Source organism: Streptomyces sp. NPDC036813 (assembly GCF_055609245.1).
In genome coordinates this window covers 174,726-193,863 of the sequence record NZ_JBVJPV010000013.1, presented here as the reverse complement: position 1 = coordinate 193,863, position 19,138 = coordinate 174,726, and the positions used below count along the sequence as shown (strand labels likewise).

The 19,138-nt window shown below is 72.3% G+C and carries 15 protein-coding genes; 7 read left to right on the top strand and 8 right to left on the bottom strand.

What is annotated here, in order from left to right; all coding sequences use genetic code 11:
* Positions 1 to 81 precede the first annotated feature (81 nt).
* Positions 82 to 3,330 carry a S41 family peptidase gene (locus ACZ67Q_RS26320; protein WP_471186571.1) on the bottom strand — a complete coding sequence of 1,083 codons (3,249 nt, stop codon included), beginning with the start codon at positions 3,328 to 3,330 and terminating at the stop codon, positions 82 to 84.
* Between the two features lie 194 nt (positions 3,331 to 3,524).
* On the opposite strand from ACZ67Q_RS26320, the gene ACZ67Q_RS26315 reads away from it, so the two are divergent.
* From ACZ67Q_RS26315 to ACZ67Q_RS26295, 5 genes are all read left to right on the top strand, one after another.
* Positions 3,525 to 4,124 carry a TetR/AcrR family transcriptional regulator gene (locus ACZ67Q_RS26315; RefSeq protein WP_471186812.1) on the top strand — a complete coding sequence of 200 codons (600 nt, stop codon included), beginning with the start codon at positions 3,525 to 3,527 and terminating at the stop codon, positions 4,122 to 4,124.
* A 99-nt stretch (positions 4,125 to 4,223) separates the two neighbouring features.
* Entirely contained in the window at positions 4,224 to 6,449 is a 2,226-nt protein-coding gene (locus ACZ67Q_RS26310) for an MMPL family transporter (RefSeq protein ID WP_471186568.1), read from the top strand.
* Between the two features lie 163 nt (positions 6,450 to 6,612).
* Positions 6,613 to 7,137: a YbaK/EbsC family protein gene (locus ACZ67Q_RS26305; RefSeq protein ID WP_471186565.1), complete on the top strand. Its 525-nt coding sequence runs from the start codon at positions 6,613 to 6,615 to the stop codon at positions 7,135 to 7,137.
* The gene (locus ACZ67Q_RS26300) at positions 7,134 to 7,979 is read left to right on the top strand and encodes an EamA family transporter (protein WP_471186562.1); all 846 of its coding nucleotides are present in this window, start codon (positions 7,134 to 7,136) and stop codon (positions 7,977 to 7,979) included. The genes ACZ67Q_RS26305 and ACZ67Q_RS26300 overlap by 4 nt, the downstream gene beginning before the upstream one ends.
* Positions 7,980 to 8,052: 73 nt before the next feature.
* The gene (locus ACZ67Q_RS26295; RefSeq protein ID WP_471186560.1) at positions 8,053 to 8,331 is read left to right on the top strand and encodes a DUF1876 domain-containing protein; all 279 of its coding nucleotides are present in this window, start codon (positions 8,053 to 8,055) and stop codon (positions 8,329 to 8,331) included.
* Positions 8,332 to 8,355: 24 nt separating this feature from the next.
* Here the strand turns inward: ACZ67Q_RS26295 and ACZ67Q_RS26290 are convergent, their stop codons facing one another.
* The 4 genes from ACZ67Q_RS26290 to ACZ67Q_RS26275 all read right to left on the bottom strand — a co-directional run bounded on the left by ACZ67Q_RS26290 (position 8,356) and on the right by ACZ67Q_RS26275 (position 12,251).
* Positions 8,356 to 9,513, bottom strand: a complete 1,158-nt coding sequence (locus ACZ67Q_RS26290; protein ID WP_471186557.1) for a serine hydrolase domain-containing protein — start codon at positions 9,511 to 9,513, stop codon at positions 8,356 to 8,358.
* A gap of 173 nt (positions 9,514 to 9,686) precedes the next feature.
* Positions 9,687 to 10,445, bottom strand: a complete 759-nt coding sequence (locus ACZ67Q_RS26285) for an energy-coupling factor ABC transporter ATP-binding protein (RefSeq protein WP_471186555.1) — start codon at positions 10,443 to 10,445, stop codon at positions 9,687 to 9,689.
* Positions 10,433 to 11,194, bottom strand: coding sequence for a cobalt ECF transporter T component CbiQ (cbiQ, locus tag ACZ67Q_RS26280; protein WP_471186552.1), 762 nt, complete (start codon positions 11,192 to 11,194; stop codon positions 10,433 to 10,435). The genes ACZ67Q_RS26285 and cbiQ overlap by 13 nt, the downstream gene beginning before the upstream one ends.
* Position 11,195: 1 nt before the next feature.
* Positions 11,196 to 12,251 (bottom strand): energy-coupling factor ABC transporter permease, encoded by a 1,056-nt coding sequence (locus ACZ67Q_RS26275; RefSeq protein ID WP_471186549.1) that lies wholly within the window; start codon positions 12,249 to 12,251, stop codon positions 11,196 to 11,198.
* Between the two features lie 179 nt (positions 12,252 to 12,430).
* Here ACZ67Q_RS26275 and ACZ67Q_RS26270 point away from each other — a divergent pair, with 179 nt between their 5' ends.
* Complete coding sequence (locus ACZ67Q_RS26270) at positions 12,431 to 12,769, top strand: SsgA family sporulation/cell division regulator (RefSeq protein ID WP_471186546.1); 339 nt, start codon at positions 12,431 to 12,433, stop codon at positions 12,767 to 12,769.
* A 16-nt stretch (positions 12,770 to 12,785) separates the two neighbouring features.
* Here ACZ67Q_RS26270 and ACZ67Q_RS26265 read toward each other — a convergent pair whose 3' ends face one another.
* The 3 genes from ACZ67Q_RS26265 to ACZ67Q_RS26255 all read right to left on the bottom strand — a co-directional run bounded on the left by ACZ67Q_RS26265 (position 12,786) and on the right by ACZ67Q_RS26255 (position 18,116).
* The gene (locus ACZ67Q_RS26265; protein ID WP_471186543.1) at positions 12,786 to 14,456 is read right to left on the bottom strand and encodes a penicillin-binding transpeptidase domain-containing protein; all 1,671 of its coding nucleotides are present in this window, start codon (positions 14,454 to 14,456) and stop codon (positions 12,786 to 12,788) included.
* Between the two features lie 122 nt (positions 14,457 to 14,578).
* A complete protein-coding gene (locus tag ACZ67Q_RS26260) occupies positions 14,579 to 16,210 on the bottom strand; it encodes a penicillin-binding transpeptidase domain-containing protein (RefSeq protein ID WP_471186540.1) in 1,632 nt (543 codons plus the stop codon).
* 163 nt (positions 16,211 to 16,373) lie between these two features.
* Positions 16,374 to 18,116, bottom strand: a complete 1,743-nt coding sequence (locus ACZ67Q_RS26255; protein WP_471186537.1) for a dolichyl-phosphate-mannose--protein mannosyltransferase — start codon at positions 18,114 to 18,116, stop codon at positions 16,374 to 16,376.
* 86 nt (positions 18,117 to 18,202) lie between these two features.
* On the opposite strand from ACZ67Q_RS26255, the gene rsmI reads away from it, so the two are divergent.
* The gene (gene rsmI / locus ACZ67Q_RS26250; protein WP_471186533.1) at positions 18,203 to 19,066 is read left to right on the top strand and encodes a 16S rRNA (cytidine(1402)-2'-O)-methyltransferase; all 864 of its coding nucleotides are present in this window, start codon (positions 18,203 to 18,205) and stop codon (positions 19,064 to 19,066) included.
* Positions 19,067 to 19,138: the final 72 nt, after the last annotated feature.

Sequence of the window (19,138 nt, the reverse complement as noted above, 5' to 3'; positions counted from 1 at the left end):
GGCCCTGCCCTCCCGGGCGGCCTCGGCGCCCACCCCGGACCGCCGCGCCTGCGCTCACTGCCGTGGCTCACCGCCGTGCGCTCACTGCCGTGGCGGCAGCTTCGGACGGGCCCGGTTGGGGACGTTCCGGTAGTCCGGCGGGGACGCGGGCGGGTGGGTCTGCAGCAGGTCCAGGGCCAGCCGGACGGCGTCGTCGAGTTGGGCGTAGCGGCCCTCCGCCCAGTCCAGCGGGGTGCGCAGCGCCTCGACGTCGGGGATGACCCCGTGGTTCTCGATGGACCAGCCGTAGGCGTCGAACCAGGCCGCGTTCATCGGTACGGTGATCACCGAGCCGTCGCCCAGGCGGTGCCGGCCGGTCATGCCGACCACGCCGCCCCAGGTGCGCTGGCCGACCACCGGCCCCAGCTTCAGCAGCTTGAACGCGGCCGTGATCATGTCGCCGTCCGAGGAGGTCGCCTCGTCGCACAGGGCCACGACCGGTCCGCGCGGGGCGTTGGAGGCGTACGACACGGGCTGGGCGTTGCGGGTGAGGTCCCAGCCGAGGATCGTGCGGGTGAGCTTCTCCACGACCAGTTCGCTGATGTGGCCGCCGGCGTTGCCGCGCACGTCCACGATGAGCGCGGGCCGGGACATCTCCATGCGCAGGTCGCGGTTGAACTGGGCCCAGCCGGAGCCGCCCATGTCGGGGATGTGCAGATAGCCGCACTTGCCGCCGCTCAGCTCGCGCACGACCTCGCGGCGCTTGGCCACCCAGTCCTGGTAGCGCAGGGGGCGTTCGTCGATCAGCGGGACGACGGCCACGCGCCGGGAGTGCGCCTCCTCGCCCTCCTCTCCTTCCGCGACGCTGAACGTGAGTTCCACGGTCGTCCCGCCCGCCCCCGCGAGCAGCGGGTACGGGCCCGCCACCGGGTCCACCGGGCGGCCGTCGACATGGGTGAGGGCGGCGCCCTCGCGGATGCCGGTGCCGGCGAGCGGGGAGCGGGCCTTGGAGTCGGAGGAGTCGCCGGGCAGGATGCGCTTGATCCGCCAGGTTCCGTCGCGGCACACGATGTTGGCGCCGAGCAGGCCCTGCCAGCGCTGGTAGTGCGGGGGGCCCTCGTTGCGGCGGGCGGCGGTGACGTAGGCGTGCGAGGTGCCGAGTTCGCCGAGCACCTCGCGCAGCAGGTCGGCAAACTCGTCGGGGGAGGCGACCCGTTCGACCAGCGGGCGGTACTGCGCGAGCACGCCGTCCCAGTCGATGCCGCTCATGCCGGGGTCCCAGAAGTAGGCGCGGATGAGCCGGCCGGCCTCCTCGAAGGACTGGCGCCACTCGGCGGGCGGGTCGACCTCGTGCAGGATGCGGCGCAGGTCGATCCACACCGTCGTGTCGCTGTCGCCGGCCTCGGTGGAGGGCACTGCCCGCAGTTCGCCCTCGTCGACGACGACGAGCCGGGTGCCGTCGCCGCTGACCGCGAAGTGGTCCAGGTGGCCGACGAGTTCGGACTTCTTCGCCTTGGCGAGGTTGAAGTACTCCAGGGTGGGGCGGCCGGTGGTGTCGTCGGGGTTGACGAAGGTCTCGCCGAGCGCGCCGGAGATCGGCCAGCGCAGCCACACCAGACCGCCGCCGGCGACCGGGTGCAGCGCGGAGTACTTGGAGGCGATCACCGGGAAGGGCACGACCCGGTTCGCCAGCCCCTCCACCTCGACGGTCACCTGCCCGTCGCCCTCGTCCTCGACCGGGTCCAGGCCCCCGGCGGCCGGCCGGCCCTCGGGGCTCAGCGCGAAGGGGGAGGGGGTGGCCGACGACAGCGGCACGAGGTAGGGGCGGCAGCCGAGCGGGAAGGACAGATCGCCGGTGTGCACGTCGTACACGGGGTCGAAGCCGCGCCAGGACAGGAAGGCGAGGTAGCGGCCGTCGCGGGTGAAGACCGGGTTCTCGTCCTCGAAGCGGCCGTTGGTGACGTCGACGATCAACCGGTCACCCTGTCCCATGCGGGAGATACGGGCCATCTTGATCTGCCGCAGGGAGCGGCCGATCCCGGGGTGGGACCAGGTCAGCCACGCCCCGTCGGGGGAGAAGGACAGGTCCCGCACGGGGCCGTTGACGGACCGGATCAGCTCGGTGACCTCGCCGTCGGCGTCGTCGCCCGCGTCCAGGAGTAGCAGCCGTCCGTCGTGCGAGGCGATCGCGAGCCGTTCGCCGTCGGGGTCGGCGACCATCTCCAGCACCCGGCCCAGCGCGCCCGAGGCCAGCCGGCGCGGGGCGCGCTCGCCGGTCGTGCGCGGCAGGTAGGCGATCTCGATCGCGTCCTCGCCCTCGGCGTCGGTGACGTAGGCGACCTGCCCGCCGGAGCCGAGCATCTCCGGCAGCCGGACGCGCTCGCCGGGGGTGTCGGCGATGGTGCGGGCGGGTCCGTCGCGGTGGGTGAGCCAGTACAGGCTGCCGCGTACGACGACGGCGCTCGCGCGGCCCGTCTCGTCCACGCTCAGCCCGTCCACGTGCTGGGCGGCCGGCACCTGGTAGGGCCGCCGTCCGGTGCGCGGGCCGCTGAGGCGGACGTCGAGGCGGCGCGGCTCGGAGTCGGCGGAGAGGTCGTCGACGATCCACAGCTCGCCCGCGCACTGGTAGACGACGCGGGTGCCGTCGCTCGCGGCGTTGCGGGCGTAGAAGGCGTCGTGGTCGGTGTGGCGGCGCAGGTCGGAGCCGTCGTGCGCGCAGGAGTAGAGGTTGCCGACGCCTTCGTGGTCGGAGAGGAAGGCGATGCGGTCGCCGACGAACATCGGGGAGGCCAGGTGGCCGCCGATGTCGGCGAGCAGCCGGCGCCCGTGCAGCCACAGCCGGCCCATGGCGCCGCCCCGGTACCGCTTCCAGGACGCCGGTTCGTGCGGCGGGGTGCCGGTGAGCAGCAGCGACTTGCGTTCCCCGGCCAGGTCGGCGACCTGGACGTCGGTGACCGGGCCCCAGGGGAGTTTGCGGCCGGGGTCGCCCTCGGTCGTCACCTTGTAGGCCCAGGTGAAGTAGGAGAACGGCTCGCCGTGCGAGGCGACCGCGAGGATGTCGCCGTCGGGGGTCCAGCCGGTCACCCGGGTGTCGGAGCTGCCCCAGTAGGTGAGCTGGCGGCTGGTGCCGCCGTCCACCGGTTCCAGGTGGATCTCCGGGTCGAGGGTGCGCCAGCTGGTGTAGGCGACGACGCTGCCGTCGGGCGAGAAGCGGGGGTGGCCGGCCTTGGTGCGGTCGGCGGTCAGCCGCCAGGCGCGCTCCCGTCCGTCGAGGGGGGCCAGCCACAGGTCGTCCTCGGCCACGAAGCACAGCAGATCGCCGTGGAGGTGGGGCATGCGCAGATAGCTCACCTCCCCATGCTTTTCCGCTCGGGGGGCCCGGGCAACTTGTGCGGCGGCCCGGCACGGGACCTTTATACGGTCCTCACGACCGTGACCCACAACACGAACGAAACCGTTTCGTTTCGCTTGTGCCGTGCGGTACCGTCGGACGTGTACGAAACCGTGTCGTTCGGAGCGCAGAAGCAGGAGGGGTGGTGACCGGGATGACCGAGGTCGCGGCGGCGCGTCGCAGCCGTATCACCCCCGAGCGCGAGGCCGAGCTGTACGAGGCCGTGCTCGACCTGCTCCGCGAGGTCGGTTACGACGCCCTCACCATGGACGCCGTCGCCGCCCGCACCCGCTCCAGCAAGGCCACGCTCTACCGCCAGTGGGGCGGCAAGGCCGAACTGGTCGTGAAGGCCATCCGCCACACCAAGCACGGCCGGCTCGACGAGATCGACACCGGCTCCCTGCGGGGTGACCTGCACGCCCTGGTGCGGCTGGAGGACGACTGCACCATCCAGCAGAACTCCGCGCTCATGCGGGGCGTCGCCATGGCGATGCACCACAACGCGGACCTGCGGGAGGCGTTCCGGGCCCAGCTCGTCGAACCCGAGATGTCCGGCTTCCATCAGGTGATCCAGCGGGCGATCGACCGCGGCGAGGTCCGTGCGGACTGCCCCGCCCTCGACTTCCTGCTGCACATGATGGTCGGCGGCTTCGCCACCCGGGCGCTCCTCGACGACCAGCCGCCCACCCAGGCCTTCCTCACCTCGTACATCGACGCCGTGGTCCTCCCCGCCCTCGGCGTCCCCATCCCCTGACAGTCCCCTCCCAGCAAGCCCACCCCTGACGTCTCCGCTCACGTCGTCGGGCTGATCATCCCTGCCCTGAAACCACGACTTGACCGGGAGTACGCCCTCGTGGCCACGTTCCTCTACAAACTGGGCCGCCTCGCCTTCAGGCGACGGCACTTCGTCGCCCTGATCTGGGTGGCGCTGCTGACCCTCGCCGGTGTCGGCGCCGCCTCCGCGCCCGCCGCGGGCTCCACGTCCTTCTCGATACCCGGCACGGAGGCCCAGAAGGCCTTCGACCTGCTGGAACAGCGCTTCCCCGGGATGAGCGCCGACGGCGCCACCGCCCGGGTCGTCTTCAAGGCACCCGCCGGGCACAAGGTCACCGACGCCGCCACCAAGGCCACCGTCGAGAAGACCGTGAACGAGCTGGCCACCGGCTCCGAGGTCGACTCCGTCGCCGACCCGTACAAGGGACACGCCGTCAGCAAGGACGGCACGATCGCGTACGCCTCGGTGAAGTACAAGGTCTCCGGCATGGAGCTGAAGGACACCTCGCGGGACGCCCTGAAGACCGCCGCGCAGCACGCGCGGGACACCGGGCTGACCGTGGAGATCGGCGGTGACGCACTGACCGCGGCGCCCGAGACCGGGGCCACCGAGGTCATCGGCATCGGCATCGCCGCCGTCGTTCTCGTCATCACCTTCGGCTCGCTGCTCGCGGCCGGGCTGCCGCTGCTCACCGCGATCATCGGCGTCGGCATCGGCGTCTCCTCGATCACCGCGCTGGCCAGCACCCTCGACCTCGGCTCCACCACCTCCACGCTGGCGTCGATGATCGGTCTCGCGGTCGGCATCGACTACGCCCTGTTCATCGTCTCCCGCTACCGTGCGGAACTCGCCGAGGGCCGCACCCGTGAGGAGGCCGCCGGCCGGGCCGTCGGCACCGCGGGCTCCGCGGTGGTCTTCGCCGGCCTGACCGTCCTCATCGCCCTGGTCGGCCTGTCGGTCGTCAACATCCCGATGCTGACCAAGATGGGCATCGCCGCCGCGGGCACGGTCGCCATCGCCGTCCTCATCGCCCTCACCATGATCCCGGCGCTGCTCGGTTACGCCGGCCGCCGGATCAAGCCGGCCGGCGAGAAGTCGAAGCTGCTCGGCGGCGGCCGCGCCAAGGACAAGAACACGGCCGAGGCCGCCTCCGGCAAGCCGAACATGGGCACCCGCTGGGCCAGCTTCGTCGTACGCCGTCCGGTCGCCGTCCTGCTGCTCGGCGTCGTCGGCCTCGGCGCGGCGGCCGTCCCCGCGGCCTCTCTGGAACTGGGCCTGCCCGACGACGGCTCCCAGCCGGTGTCGACGACCCAGCGGCGGGCGTACGACCTGCTCTCCGAAGGCTTCGGACCCGGGTTCAACGGGCCGCTGATGGCCGTCGTCGACGGCAAGGACGCGGGCGCACCGGGCAAGGCGTTCGACAAGGTCGCCGCCGAGATCAAGGGCATGAAGGACGTCGCGGCGGTCGTCCAGGGCAAGCCGAACAAGGCGGGCGACACGGCCACGATCACGGTGATCCCGGCGTCCAAGCCGTCGTCCACGCAGACCGAGGACCTGGTCCACGCCATCCGTGACGAGGGCGCGGACATCAAGTCCGACACCGGCGCCGAGGTGCTCGTCACCGGCTCCACGGCGATGAACATCGACGTCTCGCAGAAGCTGAACGACGCCCTCGTGCCGTATCTCGTGCTGGTCGTGGGCCTCGCGTTCCTGCTGCTGATCGTGGTGTTCCGATCGATCCTGGTCCCGCTGAAGGCGGCCCTCGGGTTCCTGCTCAGCGTGCTCGCGGCCCTCGGCGCCGTCGTCGCGGTCTTCCAGTGGGGCTGGCTGTCCGGCCTGATGGGCGTCGAGCAGACCGGCCCCGTCATGTCGATGATGCCGATCTTCATGGTCGGCGTGGTCTTCGGCCTCGCGATGGACTACGAGGTGTTCCTCGTGACCCGGATGCGGGAGGCGTACGTCCACGGGGAGAAGCCCAGTCAGGCCGTCGTGACCGGCTTCAAGTACGGCGCGCGGGTCGTCACCGCGGCCGCCGTCATCATGATCGCCGTGTTCTCCGGGTTCATCGGCTCCAGCGAGTCGATGGTGAAGATGATCGGCTTCGGCCTGGCCGTCGCGGTCTTCTTCGACGCCTTCATCGTCCGGATGGCGCTGGTCCCGGCGGTGCTGGCGCTGCTGGGCAAGCGGGCCTGGTGGCTGCCGAAGTGGCTGGACCGCGCGCTGCCCAACGTGGACGTCGAGGGCGAGGGCCTGCGCGCCGCGGACGACGCCGGGCACGGGGACAAGGAACTGGTGCGCGCCTGACGCGCCGCGCCTGACCAGAGCCGCCGGTGAGGGTTCCGTGGGGACGGGGCGCCCTCACCGGCTTCCTTGTGCCGCCGGGCCGCTCGGAGCCTGCGGCACCACCCCGGTGACCTGGGCCATAACCGGTCGCGTGCCCGCTACACGCACTACTAGCGTGCGGGGCATGACGACGACAGCCGCCACTGACGCCGACGGCGCCGGAGACTCCGGGGCCCACCCCTTGTTCGCCCAGGCCCTGCTCGCGATGGGCCTCACCGACCTGCACCCCCGGATCCGCCGCTTCCCGGACGCCACCCGCACCGCCGCCGAGGCCGCCGCGGCGATCGGCTGCGAACTGAGCCAGATCTGCAAGTCCCTCGTCTTCGCCGCCGACCGGGAGCCGGTCCTCGTCCTGATGGACGGCGCGTCCCGCGTGGACGTGGACCGCGTGCGCGCCGAGCTCGGCGCCGAGCGGGTCACGCGGGCCCAGCCCGACGTCGTCCGGCAGACCACCGGGTACGCCATCGGCGGGGTGCCGCCGTTCGGGCACCGCACCCGCACCCGGGTCCTGGCCGACCGCTCGCTGCTCGCGCACGACGTCGTCTGGGCCGCCGCCGGGACCCCGCACACCGTGTTCCCGATGGCGCCGGGCGACCTCGTCGCGCACGCCGGCGCCACCCTCGGGGACGTGCGCGAGCGCACCTCGTGACCCCGGTCGTCACCGCGGCCGTCCTGCTCGCCGCCGTCACGCACGCCGGCTGGAACGCCATCGCGCACAAGATCACCGACAAGCTGGTCGGGTTCACGCTCATCGCCGGCGGCGGGATGCTCATCGGGCTCGCCCTGACCCCGTTCACGCCCGTCCCGGCGGCCGCGGCCTGGCCGTATCTGGTGCTGTCCGCGGTCGTCCACGTCGCCTACTACGTGCTGCTGATGCGGTCCTTCCGGCTCGGGGACTTCGGGCAGGCCTACCCGATCGCCCGCGGCTCCGCGCCGCTGGTGGTGACCGTGCTCGCCGCGCTCTTCGCACACGAGGTGCCGGACGGCTGGGCCGCCGCCGGAGTCGCGGTGTCCTGCGCGGGCCTGTGCGGGGTCGCCCTGTGGGGGCTGCGCGGCCGCCGGCCGAACTGGGCGGCGATCGGCGCGGCCCTCGCCACCGGCCTCACCATCGCCGGGTACACCGTCGTCGACGGGCTCGGGGTGCGGGCCTCCGGGTCCTCCCTCGGATACATCGCCTGGCTGATGGCGCTGGAGGGCGTGGCCGTCCCCGCGTACGCGGTGCTGCGCTGGCGCGGCCGGACGGCGGCGGTGCTGCGGCCGTACGCCGCGCTCGGCCTGCTCGGCGCCGCGCTGTCCGTCTTCGCCTACGGCCTCGTCCTGTGGGCGCAGACCAAGGCGGCCCTCGCTCCGATCGCGGCTCTGCGCGAGTCGTCCATCATCGTGGGCGCGGCGATCGGCGCGCTGTTCTTCAAGGAGCGCTTCGGCGCACCCCGGATCGCCGCGGCGGGTCTGCTGGTGGTCGGGATCGGTCTCATGCTGCACGCCGGGTAGGGCCGCGCCCGGCTGGATGCGTCCCGGCGTCGTGAGGAGCACCCTGGAAGCAGATGTTCCGGAGGTGATCGTCATGACCGTGCACACCGCTGTGGGATGGCACGTGGAACTGGAGTTCAGTGAGGACGACCAGCACACGCGCGCGGCGGCGATGGTGCGGCTGCCCGACGGTTCGGAGGTACGGGCCCACGGCAGCGCCACCCGCCACCGCACGGACTCCAATCAGCCGCGCGTCGGGGAGGAGATCGCCGGTGCGCGGGCGCTGAACGAACTGGCCATGCGGCTGCTGACGAAGGCGCACGACGAGATCGACGACGCGTCGGGCCGGACGTCGCACCCGATCCACGTGTGAGCGCCGACGCCGGGGAACGGCCGGTCAGGCGAGCGCGCCGCGCACCGCGCGCACCAGGGCCTGAGCCCTCGGGTCCGCCGTCACGGTCTTCCGGAACCCGTTGGTGACATAGCCGAAGGCGATGCCCGAGGCGGGGTCGGCGAACCCGAGGGCGCCACCGCGGCCGGGGTGGCCGAAGGAGCCGTCGGCGAGCAGCGGGGAGGCGCTGCCGTGCAGCATGTAGCCGAGCCCGAAGCGGGTGTTCACGACCAGCACCCGGTCCGGGCCGGCCGACTGCTCGCCGCGCGCCAGTTCCACGGTCGCCGGGGTGAACAGGCGCCGGCCGCCGTCCACGTCGCCGATCAGCGCGGCGTAGACGCGGGCCAGGCCGTCGGCGGTGGCGATGCCGGTCGAGCCGGGCAGAGCGGCCGCGTGGTAGGCGGGGTCGTTCTCGTCGGGAGAGGGGGCGATCGCCCCGAAGGCCCGCAAGGTCAACGACGCGGGGTCCGCGTAGGCGTCGGCGACCGCGCGCTTGGGCCGGGTCTTCAGCCCGCCCGCCTCGGGCGCCGTGACGGGCCCGACGCGGCCCACGCGCGCGTGCGCGTTCTCCGGCAGCCCGAGCCAGAAGTCCGCGCCCACCGGGGCCGCGATGTCGTCGGCGATCCACTCGCCGATCGTCCGCCCGGTGACGCGCCGCACCAGCTCGCCCGTGAGCCAGCTGTAGGTGTGCGCGTGATACCCGTGGTCGGTGCCCGGCTCCCACACGGGCGCTTGCGCCGCGACCGCCGCCGCGGCACGGTCCGGGTCGGCGGCCTCGGCCAGGGTCAGCGGGCGGTCCAGGACGGGGACTCCGGCCCGGTGCGCGAGCAGGTGCCGCACCAGGGTGCGCTCCTTGCCGGCCGTCTTGTACTCGGGCCAGTAGGAGCCGACCGGCGCGTCCAGGTCCAGCTCGCCGCGCTGGTGCAGCAGCAGGAGGACGGCCGCGGCAACGCCCTTGGTGGCCGAGCGGACGATCTGCGCGGTGCCCTGCTCCCAGGGCGCGCCGCCGTCGACGTCCCGGGTGCCGCCCCACAGGTCGACGACCTTGTGCCCGTCCCGGTAGACGGTCACCGCTGCGCCCTTCTCCCCGAGCGCCGCGAAGTTACGGGCGAACGCCTCCCTGACCGGCTCGAAGCCCTCGGCCACCGCTCCGTGCACGTCCACGTCCGCACTTCCCTTTCGACTCGCCTGCGACGCTGCGGGTAACCCCGCCGGACGGCCTGCGATTCCTTCGCCGGGATCCCCGCGCAGGATCGTTACATCGATGTTGCCGGGGGACGGCTTCGGCGGAGGAGCACCTACGCGCCCCGCCGGGGACGGCTTCCGCGGAGGGGTGCCTACGCGCCCAGCGACACCGAGCGCGGGTCGAAGCCGAAGGGCAGCTCCAGCCGGTGGGCGCGCATCAGCTCCTCGTCCGCGAGCAGCTCGGCCGTCCTGCCGTCCGCCGCGATCACGCCGTCGCTGAGGATCAGCGAGCGCGGGCACAGCTCCAGGGCGTACGGCAGATCGTGGGTGACCATCAGCACCGTCACGTCCAGAGAGCGCAGGATGTCGGCCAGCTCACGGCGGGAGGCGGGGTCGAGGTTGGAGGACGGCTCGTCCAGGACCAGGATCTCCGGCTCCATGGCGAGCACGGTCGCCACTGCGACCCGGCGGCGCTGACCGAAGGACAGGTGGTGCGGCGGGCGGTCCTTGAAGGCGAGCATGCCGACCCGCTCCAGCGCCCGGTCCACGCGCTCCTCCAGCGCGGCGCCCTTCAGCCCGGCGGCGGCCGGCCCGAACGCGACGTCCTCGCGGACCGTCGGCATGAACAGCTGGTCGTCGGGGTCCTGGAAGACGATGCCGACCTTGCGCCGGATCTCGGCCATGTTCCGCTTGTCCACGCATCGCCCGGCGACCTTCACGGTCCCGGCCCCGCCGGACAGGATGCCGTTGAGGTGCAGCACGAGGGTCGTCTTGCCGGCGCCGTTCGGCCCGAGCAGCGCGACCCGCTCGCCGCGCGCGAGGGTGAAGTCCACGCCGAACAGGGCCTGGTGCCCGTCGGGGTACGCGAAGGCCAGACCGGCCACGTCCAGTGAAGGTGTCACAGGAACCATCCCAGCAGACAGACGACCAGAGCCGAACAGGGGAGGGCGAGGGCGTGACGCCACTGCGCCCGCGAGGCGGTCACCTCGTCGATCACCGGCATGGAACCGGCGTATCCGCGGCTGACCATCGCCAGGTGCACCCGCTCCCCGCGCTCGTAGGAACGGATGAACAGCGCGCCCGCCGACTTCGCGAGCACCCCCCAGTGCCGCACGCCCCTGGCCTCGAAGCCGCGGGACTCGCGGGCGATGCGCATGCGGCGCATCTCGTCGGTGATGACGTCGCCGTAGCGGATCATGAAGGACGCGATCTGCACCAGCAGCGGCGGCAGCTTGAGACGCTGGAGTCCGAGCAGCAGCTCGCGCAGCTCGGTGGTGGCGGCGAGCAGTACGGACGCGGCGACGCCGAGCGTGCCCTTGGCGAGCACGTTCCACGCGCCCCACAGGCCGTTGACGCTCAGCGACAGCCCGAGGACGTCGACCCGCTCGCCCTCGGCCACGAACGGCATGAGCACCGCGAACGCTACGAACGGCACCTCGATCAGCAGCCGTTTCAGCAGGAACCCCGCCCCCACGCGAGCGCGGTACGCGACCACGCCGAGCAGGGCGGCGTACAGGGCGAACGCCCACATCGCCTCGCGCGGCGTCGACACGACGACGACCACGAAGGCGAACACGGCGGCGAGCTTGGTGTGCGGCGGCAGCGCGTGCACCGGGGTGTGCCCGTGCCGGTAGAGCCGGTGCGCGTGCCCGGCGCCCATGTCAGACGTTCTCCACGGCAGTGGACGCCGGCGACACGTCGTCGCTGCGGCGCCGGCGCACGGCCCAGAACACCGCGCTGCCCGCGACGACGGTCACACCGACGCCGATCACACCGGCGAGACCGCCGGACAGCCGGGCGTCGCTGATGTCCTTCACGCCGTAGTCGGCGAGCGGCGAGTCGGAGGCGGCGTGCTGCCTGGCCTTCTTGTCGATGCCCTGGTCGTGGGCGACCTTCTCCAGGCCGTCGGGGCTGGCCGAGGCGTAGAAGCTCACGAAGCCGGCAAGGACGACGGAGGTGACCAGTCCGGTGATCCACACCGTGCGCCGCGAGGTGCGCGTCGCGGCGGGCACGGTGACCGGTGCGGGGGCGTCCACCAGCTCCCCGTTCACCTTGAGCTTCAGCCGTTGCCGCAGCCCGCGCGCCCCGTACACGAGGTCCGGGCGTACGGCGATGACGGCGCCGACGGTCAGCGCGGTGATCGCGGCCTCGCCGATGCCGATGAGGACGTGCACGCCGATCATCGCGGTGGCGACCTTGGACAGGGACACGTCGGTGGTGCCGCCGAGGGCGTAGATCGCGGTGAAGGCGACCGCGGCGGCCGGCACTGACAGCAGCGCGGCGGCGAAGGCGGCGACGGTGACCGAGCGGCGCCTGCGGGGCAGCACCTTCACCAGGCCGCGGAAGACGGCGTAGGCGACGACGGTCGTGACGATCGCCATGTCGGTGATGTTCACGCCGAGCGCGGTCAGGCCGCCGTCGGCGAAGAGGATGCCCTGCATGAGCAGGACGACCGAGACGCACAGCACGCCGGTGTAGGGGCCGACGAGGATGGCGGCGAGCCCTCCGCCCAGCAGGTGGCCGCTGGTGCCGGCCGCCACGGGGAAGTTCAGCATCTGCACCGCGAAGATGAACGCGGCGACCAGGCCGGCCAGCGGCGCGGTGCGTTCGTCCAGCTCACGGCGGGCGCCGCGCAGGCTCACGGCGATCGCGCCGGCCGCGACGACGCCGGTCGCCGCGGAGACCGGGGCGTTGATGAATCCGTCAGGTACGTGCACCGTTCGATGATAGTGGCTTAATGCGAACGAGTTGCAAGAGCGAGTCGCTGGTCGTCTCGGACGTTCACGTCAGATGTGAGATGGCGCTCAACAGGGCGTGAGCCGCCTCATGTGGGACATTGGTAAGGGAAGCGGATTTACGGCTTTCATATAGGTCACTGAGGGTAAGGGGCCGTCCGATGTCTGTAGTCGAGCAGTATGCGCGAGCCCACATCGTCACGGACGCGGACGCCGAGGACGAGGACACGGCGATACCGGTCGTCCTGCGCTACGACCCCGAGGCCGACCCGCGCTCGGTGTGCGTCGGCCTGCCGGGCACCGCCGAATGGACCTTCTCCCGCACCTTGCTCGAACAGGGACTGCGCGCCCCGGCCGGCACCGGCGAGGTCCGGGTGTGGCCGTGCGGTCGCGTCGGCGCCGTCGTGGAGTTCCACTCCGCGCGGGGCGTCTCCGTCGTCCAGTTCGAGACGAAGACGCTGCTCCGCTTCCTGCGGCGCACCTATCTGGCCGCCGTCTGATACTGCGGCCGGGCGCTCAGCCCATCCTCAGCAGCGCCGCCACGATCGGCCCGGCCGTGTCACCGCCGTGCCCGCCCGCCTGCACCACACCGGCCGCCGCCAGATCGCCCTTGTACGCCGTGAACCAGCCGTTCGGCTTGTCCTGGCCGTCGACCTCCGCCGAACCCGTCTTCGCGCCGTAGTCCGGGCCGAGCCCGGACATCGCCTCGGCCGCCGTACCGGCCGCCGCCGTGTACCGCATCAGCTCCCGCAGCTGCGCCAGCGTCGACGGCGACAGCGTGCGCGAGGCGTGGGCGAGGCTGCGCCCGTCCACCTCGGGTGAGACCAGATAGGGCTGGTGGAAGGAGCCGGACTGCACGGTCGCCGCGACCGACGCCATGTTCAGCGGGTTCATCCGCACCCCGCCCTGCCCGATCAGCGAGGCCGCCTTCTGTGCCGCCGACTGCACCGGCACCGCGCCGTCGAAGGACGGCACACCGAGCGACCAGTTGTTCATCGACAGCCCGAACACCTGCTGCGCCTGCCTGGTCAGATCGTCGTTGCCCAGCTTGCCGGCCTGGCTGATGAAGGCCGTGTTGCAGGAGCGGGCGAAGCTCGCCTTGAACGTGCCGTTCTTGATCTCGAACTCGTCGTCGTTCTGGAACTTCCAGCCGCCGTAGGAGAAGTACTTCGGGCACGGGTGCTGCTTGTCGACGGAGGCCAGGCCCTTGTCGATCAGCAGCGACGACGTGATGATCTTCATGGTGGAGCCGGGCGCGAGCGAGCCCTGGAGCGCGGTGTCGAAGCCGTGGCCGTTGTTGGCGACGGCGAGGATCTCACCGGTCGAGGGGCGCAGCACGACCACGGAGGCCCGCGCCCGCTTCGCCACCTGCTGCTCGGCCGCCGCCTGCAACCGCGGGCTGAGCGTCGTCTTCACCGTGCCCGGCGTGCCCTTGCGCAGCTCCAGCAGCGTCTTGTCGGAGAGCTTCTTAGCCTTCGACGCCGTACCGCGTACCACCCGCAGTTCGATGCCCGCCTTGCCGCCGGCCTTCTTGCCGTACTTCTCGCGCAGCCCGTCCAGGACCGAGCCCAAAGACGGGTACTTCGCCGCGGTGATCTCGCCGCCCGCGCGGTCCAGCGCCTTCACCGGCGGCGTACCCGACTCGCCGGTGACCAGGGTGTCGCCGTCCGCCAGGTCCGGGTGGACGACGGAGGCGTGCCAGTCGACGTACGGCTTGCCGTCCTCGGCGCGGCGCACCACGGTGAGCGCGCTGCTGTAGGCGAGGGGCTTGCTGACGCCCTGGTAGGACACCGTGCCCTTGACGGTGAACGGCACCTTGTCGCCCTGCGGCACGCCCGGGGTCACGGTGACGCCCTGGATGTGGGCGTCCTTGGTGTAGCCGGTCAGCAGGGCGGCCGCGGCCTGGGCGTCGGAGGTGGCGGCCGCGGCCTGGGGCAGCCGGCCCTGCTGCCAGGACGTCAGGAAGGTCCGGGCGGTGGTGGTGACCTCGGCCGCGGAGAGCGGGCCGGTCTTGACGGCCTTCTTGTGGGCCGCCGCCTGCGTCGCCGTGTTGTCCTCGGCCGCCGCGCCGCCCCCGTACAGCGCGTACGCGCCGATCCCGGCGCCGCCGACGACCACCGCGATCATGCCACCGACCACGGCGGGCCCGGTCCTGCGTCGCTCGGCGACGCGTCGTCTCTTGCCCACTGCTCCCTGTTCCTCCGCGCGTTCCCCAGGACGCCTCCAGGCCCCTGGCCCCACTGCCCTCGTCGCCCTCACACACCCCAACGACGGCGACCAGCCTAGAGTCCCGTCCGCTGCGGGTGACGTCAGCCGCCCACCCGTAGCACGCTTGCGACAATCGGCCCGGCCGCGTCGCCGCCATGTCCGCCCTCCTGGGTCATCGCCGCGGCCGCGACATCGCCCCGGTAGCCGGTGAACCAGCTGTTGGACTTCGCCTGCCCGTCGACCTCCGCCGAGCCGGTCTTGGCGCCGATCCGGCCACTCAGAGCGGCCATCGCGTGGGCGGCCGTGCCACTGGTCGCGGTGCGGTTCATCATGGCGCGCAGCTGGCGGACGGTGTCCGGCGACAGCCCACGTGCCTGGGCCAGTTCACGGTCGTCCAGGCTCTGCGGCACGATCACCGGCTGATGGAAGGCGCCGGTCATCGCGGTCGCCGTGACCGAGGCCATGTTCAGCGGGCTCATCTGCACCTGGCCCTGGCCGATGAGGCCGGCCGCCTTGTCGGGGCCCTCGACGGCCGGGACGGAGCCGTCGAAGGACGGGATGCCGGTCTGCCAGTTGTCCTGCCCCAGACCGAAGGCGCCGGCGGCCTCCTGGTTCAGCGAGTCGTTCTTCAGCTGCTTGACGTACTTGATGAAGGCGGTGTTGCAGGAGCGGGCGAAGCTGTCGGCGAGCGTGGCGCCGGGCTGCGCCTTCATGCCCTTGAGGTTGTGGAAGGTCTGGCCCTCCCACATGACGTCGTCCGGGCAGGGCGCCGGCCCGTTCGCCGTGGTCAGGCCGTTGTCGATCAGCGTGGCCGCGGTGACGATCTTCATCGTGGAGCCGGGGGCCAGCTTGCCGAGGAAGGCCGCGTTGAAGCCGTCGCCCCGGTGATTGGCGACGGCCAGCACCTCGCCGGTGCTCGCCTTGACGGCGACCACCGAGGACTCGGCGTAGTCGCGCACCGCCTTCTCGGCGGCGGCCTGCACGCTCGCGCTCAGCGTGGTCGTCAGCCTGCCCGCCTTGCCCTCGGCGAGGGTGAGCAGGGTGGTGTCGGCGCTGCCGGCGTCGGCGTGGTGGACGCTCAGCTCGACGCCGGGGGTGCCGCCCGCCTGCTCGCCGTACTTGGCGCGCAGCTCGTCCAGGATCGGGCCGAGCGAGGGGTACTTCTGCGCGGTCAGGACCACGCCGTGGCGGTCCACCGCCTCGACGGGCGGCGCGGTCGCCTCGCCGGTGACCAGGAGGTCGTCCATGCCGGTGAGCTTCGGGTGCACCACGGACGGCTGCCAGTCCACCAGCGCCCGGCCGCTGTTCAGCCCGCGCACCACCGTGAGGCGGCTGCTGTAGTCCAGCGGCCTGCTCCTGCCGCCGAACGACACCGTCGCCTTCACGGTGAACGGCACGGTGGCGCCGCTCGCCGCACCCGGCGTGATCCGCACCCCGGTGATGTGGGCCGCCTCGCCGTAGGAGGTCAGCAGCGGCTCGGCCTTCGCCGCGTTGTTCGTGTACGACGCCGCCTCGGCCGCCTGCCCCTTGGCCCAGGCCGCGAAGAAGTTCCGCGCGGTCTCCTGGACCTCGTCGCCGCTCGGCGGCCCGCTCTTCACCGACGCGGGCCCGCTCGCCCCGCCCCCGCCGGTGTCGTTGAGCGCCGAGACGAAGTTGTAGGCCCCGTACCCCGCTCCGCCCGCCATGGTGACCAGCACCGCGGTGACGATGCCGGCCTTCACCCCCGTACGCATGACGCGTCCCTCCCCGTGTCTCCCCTCGGAGCCCTCGACCACGCGTAATTGAACGTGTTCAAAGACTGTTCCGTCCCGCACTGTATGCGGACCGGGGGCCGGGTGTGGCCTCAGTTTCCGGAAGTTGTCCGAAGAGAGACGCCAAGCGCTCAGTCAATCCGTGTCATACCCACGTATCCAGCCACATCCGGGAGCGCCACTGGTCGATGGGGATCGCGGTGCCCGTGAACAGGGGCCAGAAGTAGATGAAGTTCCAGGCGATCAGGAGGACCAGGACGCCGGCGCTCGTGGCGCCTGCCACGCGGCGGGTGTCGCTCGCGCCCGGGGAGCCGACGATCGCGCCGAGCAGCATCGCCACCGCCAGGCACAGGAACGGTACGAAGACGACGGCGTAGAAGAGGAAGATCGTGCGCTCCTGGTACAGGAACCACGGGAGGTAGCCGGCCGCGACGCCGCAGGCGATCGCGCCCGCCCGCCAGTCGCGGCGGAAGAACCAGCGCCACAGCACGTACAGGAGGGCGAAACAGGCCACCCACCACAGCAGCGGCGTGCCGATCGCCAGCACCTCCCGCGCGCACTTCTCGCCCGCGTCCGCCGGGCAGCCGTCCTTGCCGGGCGCCGGGGACTCGTAGAAGTACGACACCGGGCGGCCCAGGACGATCCAGCTCCAGGGGTTGGACTGGTAGGTGTGCGGCGAGTGCAGGTTGAGGTGGAACTCGTACACCTCGTGCTCGTAGTGCCACAGGCTGCGCCACCAGTCCGGGAACAGCCACGACCAGCTGCTGTTCCTGCCGTCGGTGGCGGCCCAGTTGCGGTAGTAGCCGCCGCTGCCGTCGGTGGGGGAGAGGATCCAGCCGGTCCAGGACGCGAGGTAGGTGACGACCGCCACCGGCACCGTCGCCACGAACGCCAGCCCCAGGTCGTGCTTGAAAGCGGCCGCGTACGGGTGGCGGGCGCCGGCCACCTTGCGGGAGCCGACGTCCCACAGCACCGTCATCACACAGAACGCCGCCAGCACGTACAGGCCGTTCCACTTGGTGCCGATCGCCAGGCCCAGCATCAGACCGGCCAGCCAGCGCCAGGGGCGCCATCCCAGGCCCGTCGTGTCCGCGATGCGCGCGTGCGGGCGCACCCGGCCGTCGGCGTCCACGGGCAGCGCCGCAGCCAGCCGCTCGCGCGCCCTGTCCCGGTCGACCACCAGACATCCGAACGCGGCCAGCACGAAGAACATCAGCACCCCGTCCAGCAGCGAGGTGCGGCTCATCACGAAGTGCAGGCCGTCCACCGCCATCAGCGCGCCCGCGAGGCAGCCGAGGAACGTGGAGCGGAACAGCCGGCGCCCGATCCGGCACAGCATCAGCACGCTGAGCGTGCCGAGCAGCGCCGTCATGAACCGCCAGCCGAACGGGTCGAAGCCGAAGACCAGCTCGCCGAGCCCGATGACGTACTTGCCGACCGGCGGATGCACCACGTAGGCGGGATCCGTCGGGACCGGGACGTGGCCGTGCGCCGAGAGGATCAGATCGTTGGCGTTCTTGTCCCAGTTGACCTCGAAACCGCGGTGGACGAGCGCCCAGGCGTCCTTGGCGTAGTACGTCTCGTCGAATATCACCGCCTTCGGGCTGCCCAGGTTCCAGAACCGGATCACGCCCGCCATCAGCGTCACCAGCAGCGGACCGCCCCAGCCGGACCAGCGCCGGATCCGGTCCGCGAACACCGGCGGCACGCCCAGCACCTGCCACAGCCGCGGGCTCGGCGCGGCGTACGGCGGCACCAGCCGGTCGTGTACGTCGGCGGCGGGCCGTTCCACGTAGCCGAAACGGCGCAGCCGCTGCTGCCACGACGGCCGCTGGTCGTGCGGTGCCCGGTCCTGCCGGGTGTCCGTGGAGGACGCGGTACTGGTCACCGCGCCATCGTAGGGAACGGCGCTGTGTGAGTCCCGCGCATGGCCGGGATGCCTCCCCTCGCGGCGCGTCCTGGGAGGATGGGGGTGTGACTGGAACCCTTGTTTTGGCGGGCACCCCCATCGGCGACATCGCGGACGCCCCTCCCCGACTCGCGGAGGAACTGGCCGCAGCGGACGTCGTCGCCGCCGAGGACACCCGGCGGCTGCGGCGCCTCACCCAGGCGCTCGGCGTGACCCCCAAGGGGCGCGTGGTGTCGTACTTCGAGGGCAACGAGTCCGCCCGCACCCCGGAGCTGGTCGAGGAGCTGGTGGGCGGCGCCCGGGTGCTGCTGGTCACCGACGCGGGCATGCCGTCCGTGTCCGACCCGGGCTACCGGCTGGTCGCCGCCGCCGTCGAGAAGGACATCAAGGTCACGGCCGTTCCGGGCCCGTCCGCCGTGCTGACCGCGCTCGCGCTCTCGGGGCTGCCGGTGGACCGGTTCTGCTTCGAGGGGTTCCTGCCGCGCAAGGCGGGCGAACGGCTGTCCCGGCTGCGGGAGGTCGCCGAGGAGCGGCGCACGCTGGTCTATTTCGAGGCTCCGCACCGGCTCGACGACACCCTCGCCGCGATGGCCGAGGTGTTCGGCGCCGAGCGGCGTGCGGCCGTGTGCCGGGAGCTGACCAAGACGTACGAGGAGGTCAAGCGCGGTCCGCTCGGCGAGCTGGCGGCGTGGGCGGCCGAGGGCGTGCGCGGGGAGATCACCGTCGTCGTGGAGGGGGCGCCCGAGCGGGGCGCGCAGGAGGTGAGCTCCGAGGAACTGGTGCGCCGGGTGCGGGTGCGCGAGGACGCCGGGGAGCGCCGTAAAGAGGCGATCGCGGCGGTCGCGGCCGAGGCCGGGCTGCCGAAGCGGCAGGTGTTCGACGCCGTGGTGGCGGCGAAGAACGCGGGGCCCGTCGGCGGCGGGGCGTGAACCCGTGGCGCGGGGGCGTACACCCCCTCTGAGCAGGGCGCATCTCCGCTGAGCGTGCGCCCCATGGCCGGG

What these genes read in the sequence shown, in the direction of transcription:
- ACZ67Q_RS26315 (WP_471186812.1), top strand. Translation starts at nt 3,525, where the DNA reads ATGACCGAGGTCGCGGCGGCGCGTCGCAGCCGTATCACCCCCGAGCGC.
- ACZ67Q_RS26305 (WP_471186565.1), top strand. Translation starts at nt 6,613, where the DNA reads ATGACGACGACAGCCGCCACTGACGCCGACGGCGCCGGAGACTCCGGG.
- ACZ67Q_RS26295 (WP_471186560.1), top strand. Translation starts at nt 8,053, where the DNA reads ATGACCGTGCACACCGCTGTGGGATGGCACGTGGAACTGGAGTTCAGT.
- ACZ67Q_RS26285 (WP_471186555.1), bottom strand. Translation starts at nt 10,445, where the DNA reads ATGGTTCCTGTGACACCTTCACTGGACGTGGCCGGTCTGGCCTTCGCG.
- cbiQ (WP_471186552.1), bottom strand. Translation starts at nt 11,194, where the DNA reads ATGGGCGCCGGGCACGCGCACCGGCTCTACCGGCACGGGCACACCCCG.
- ACZ67Q_RS26270 (WP_471186546.1), top strand. Translation starts at nt 12,431, where the DNA reads ATGTCTGTAGTCGAGCAGTATGCGCGAGCCCACATCGTCACGGACGCG.
- ACZ67Q_RS26260 (WP_471186540.1), bottom strand. Translation starts at nt 16,210, where the DNA reads ATGCGTACGGGGGTGAAGGCCGGCATCGTCACCGCGGTGCTGGTCACC.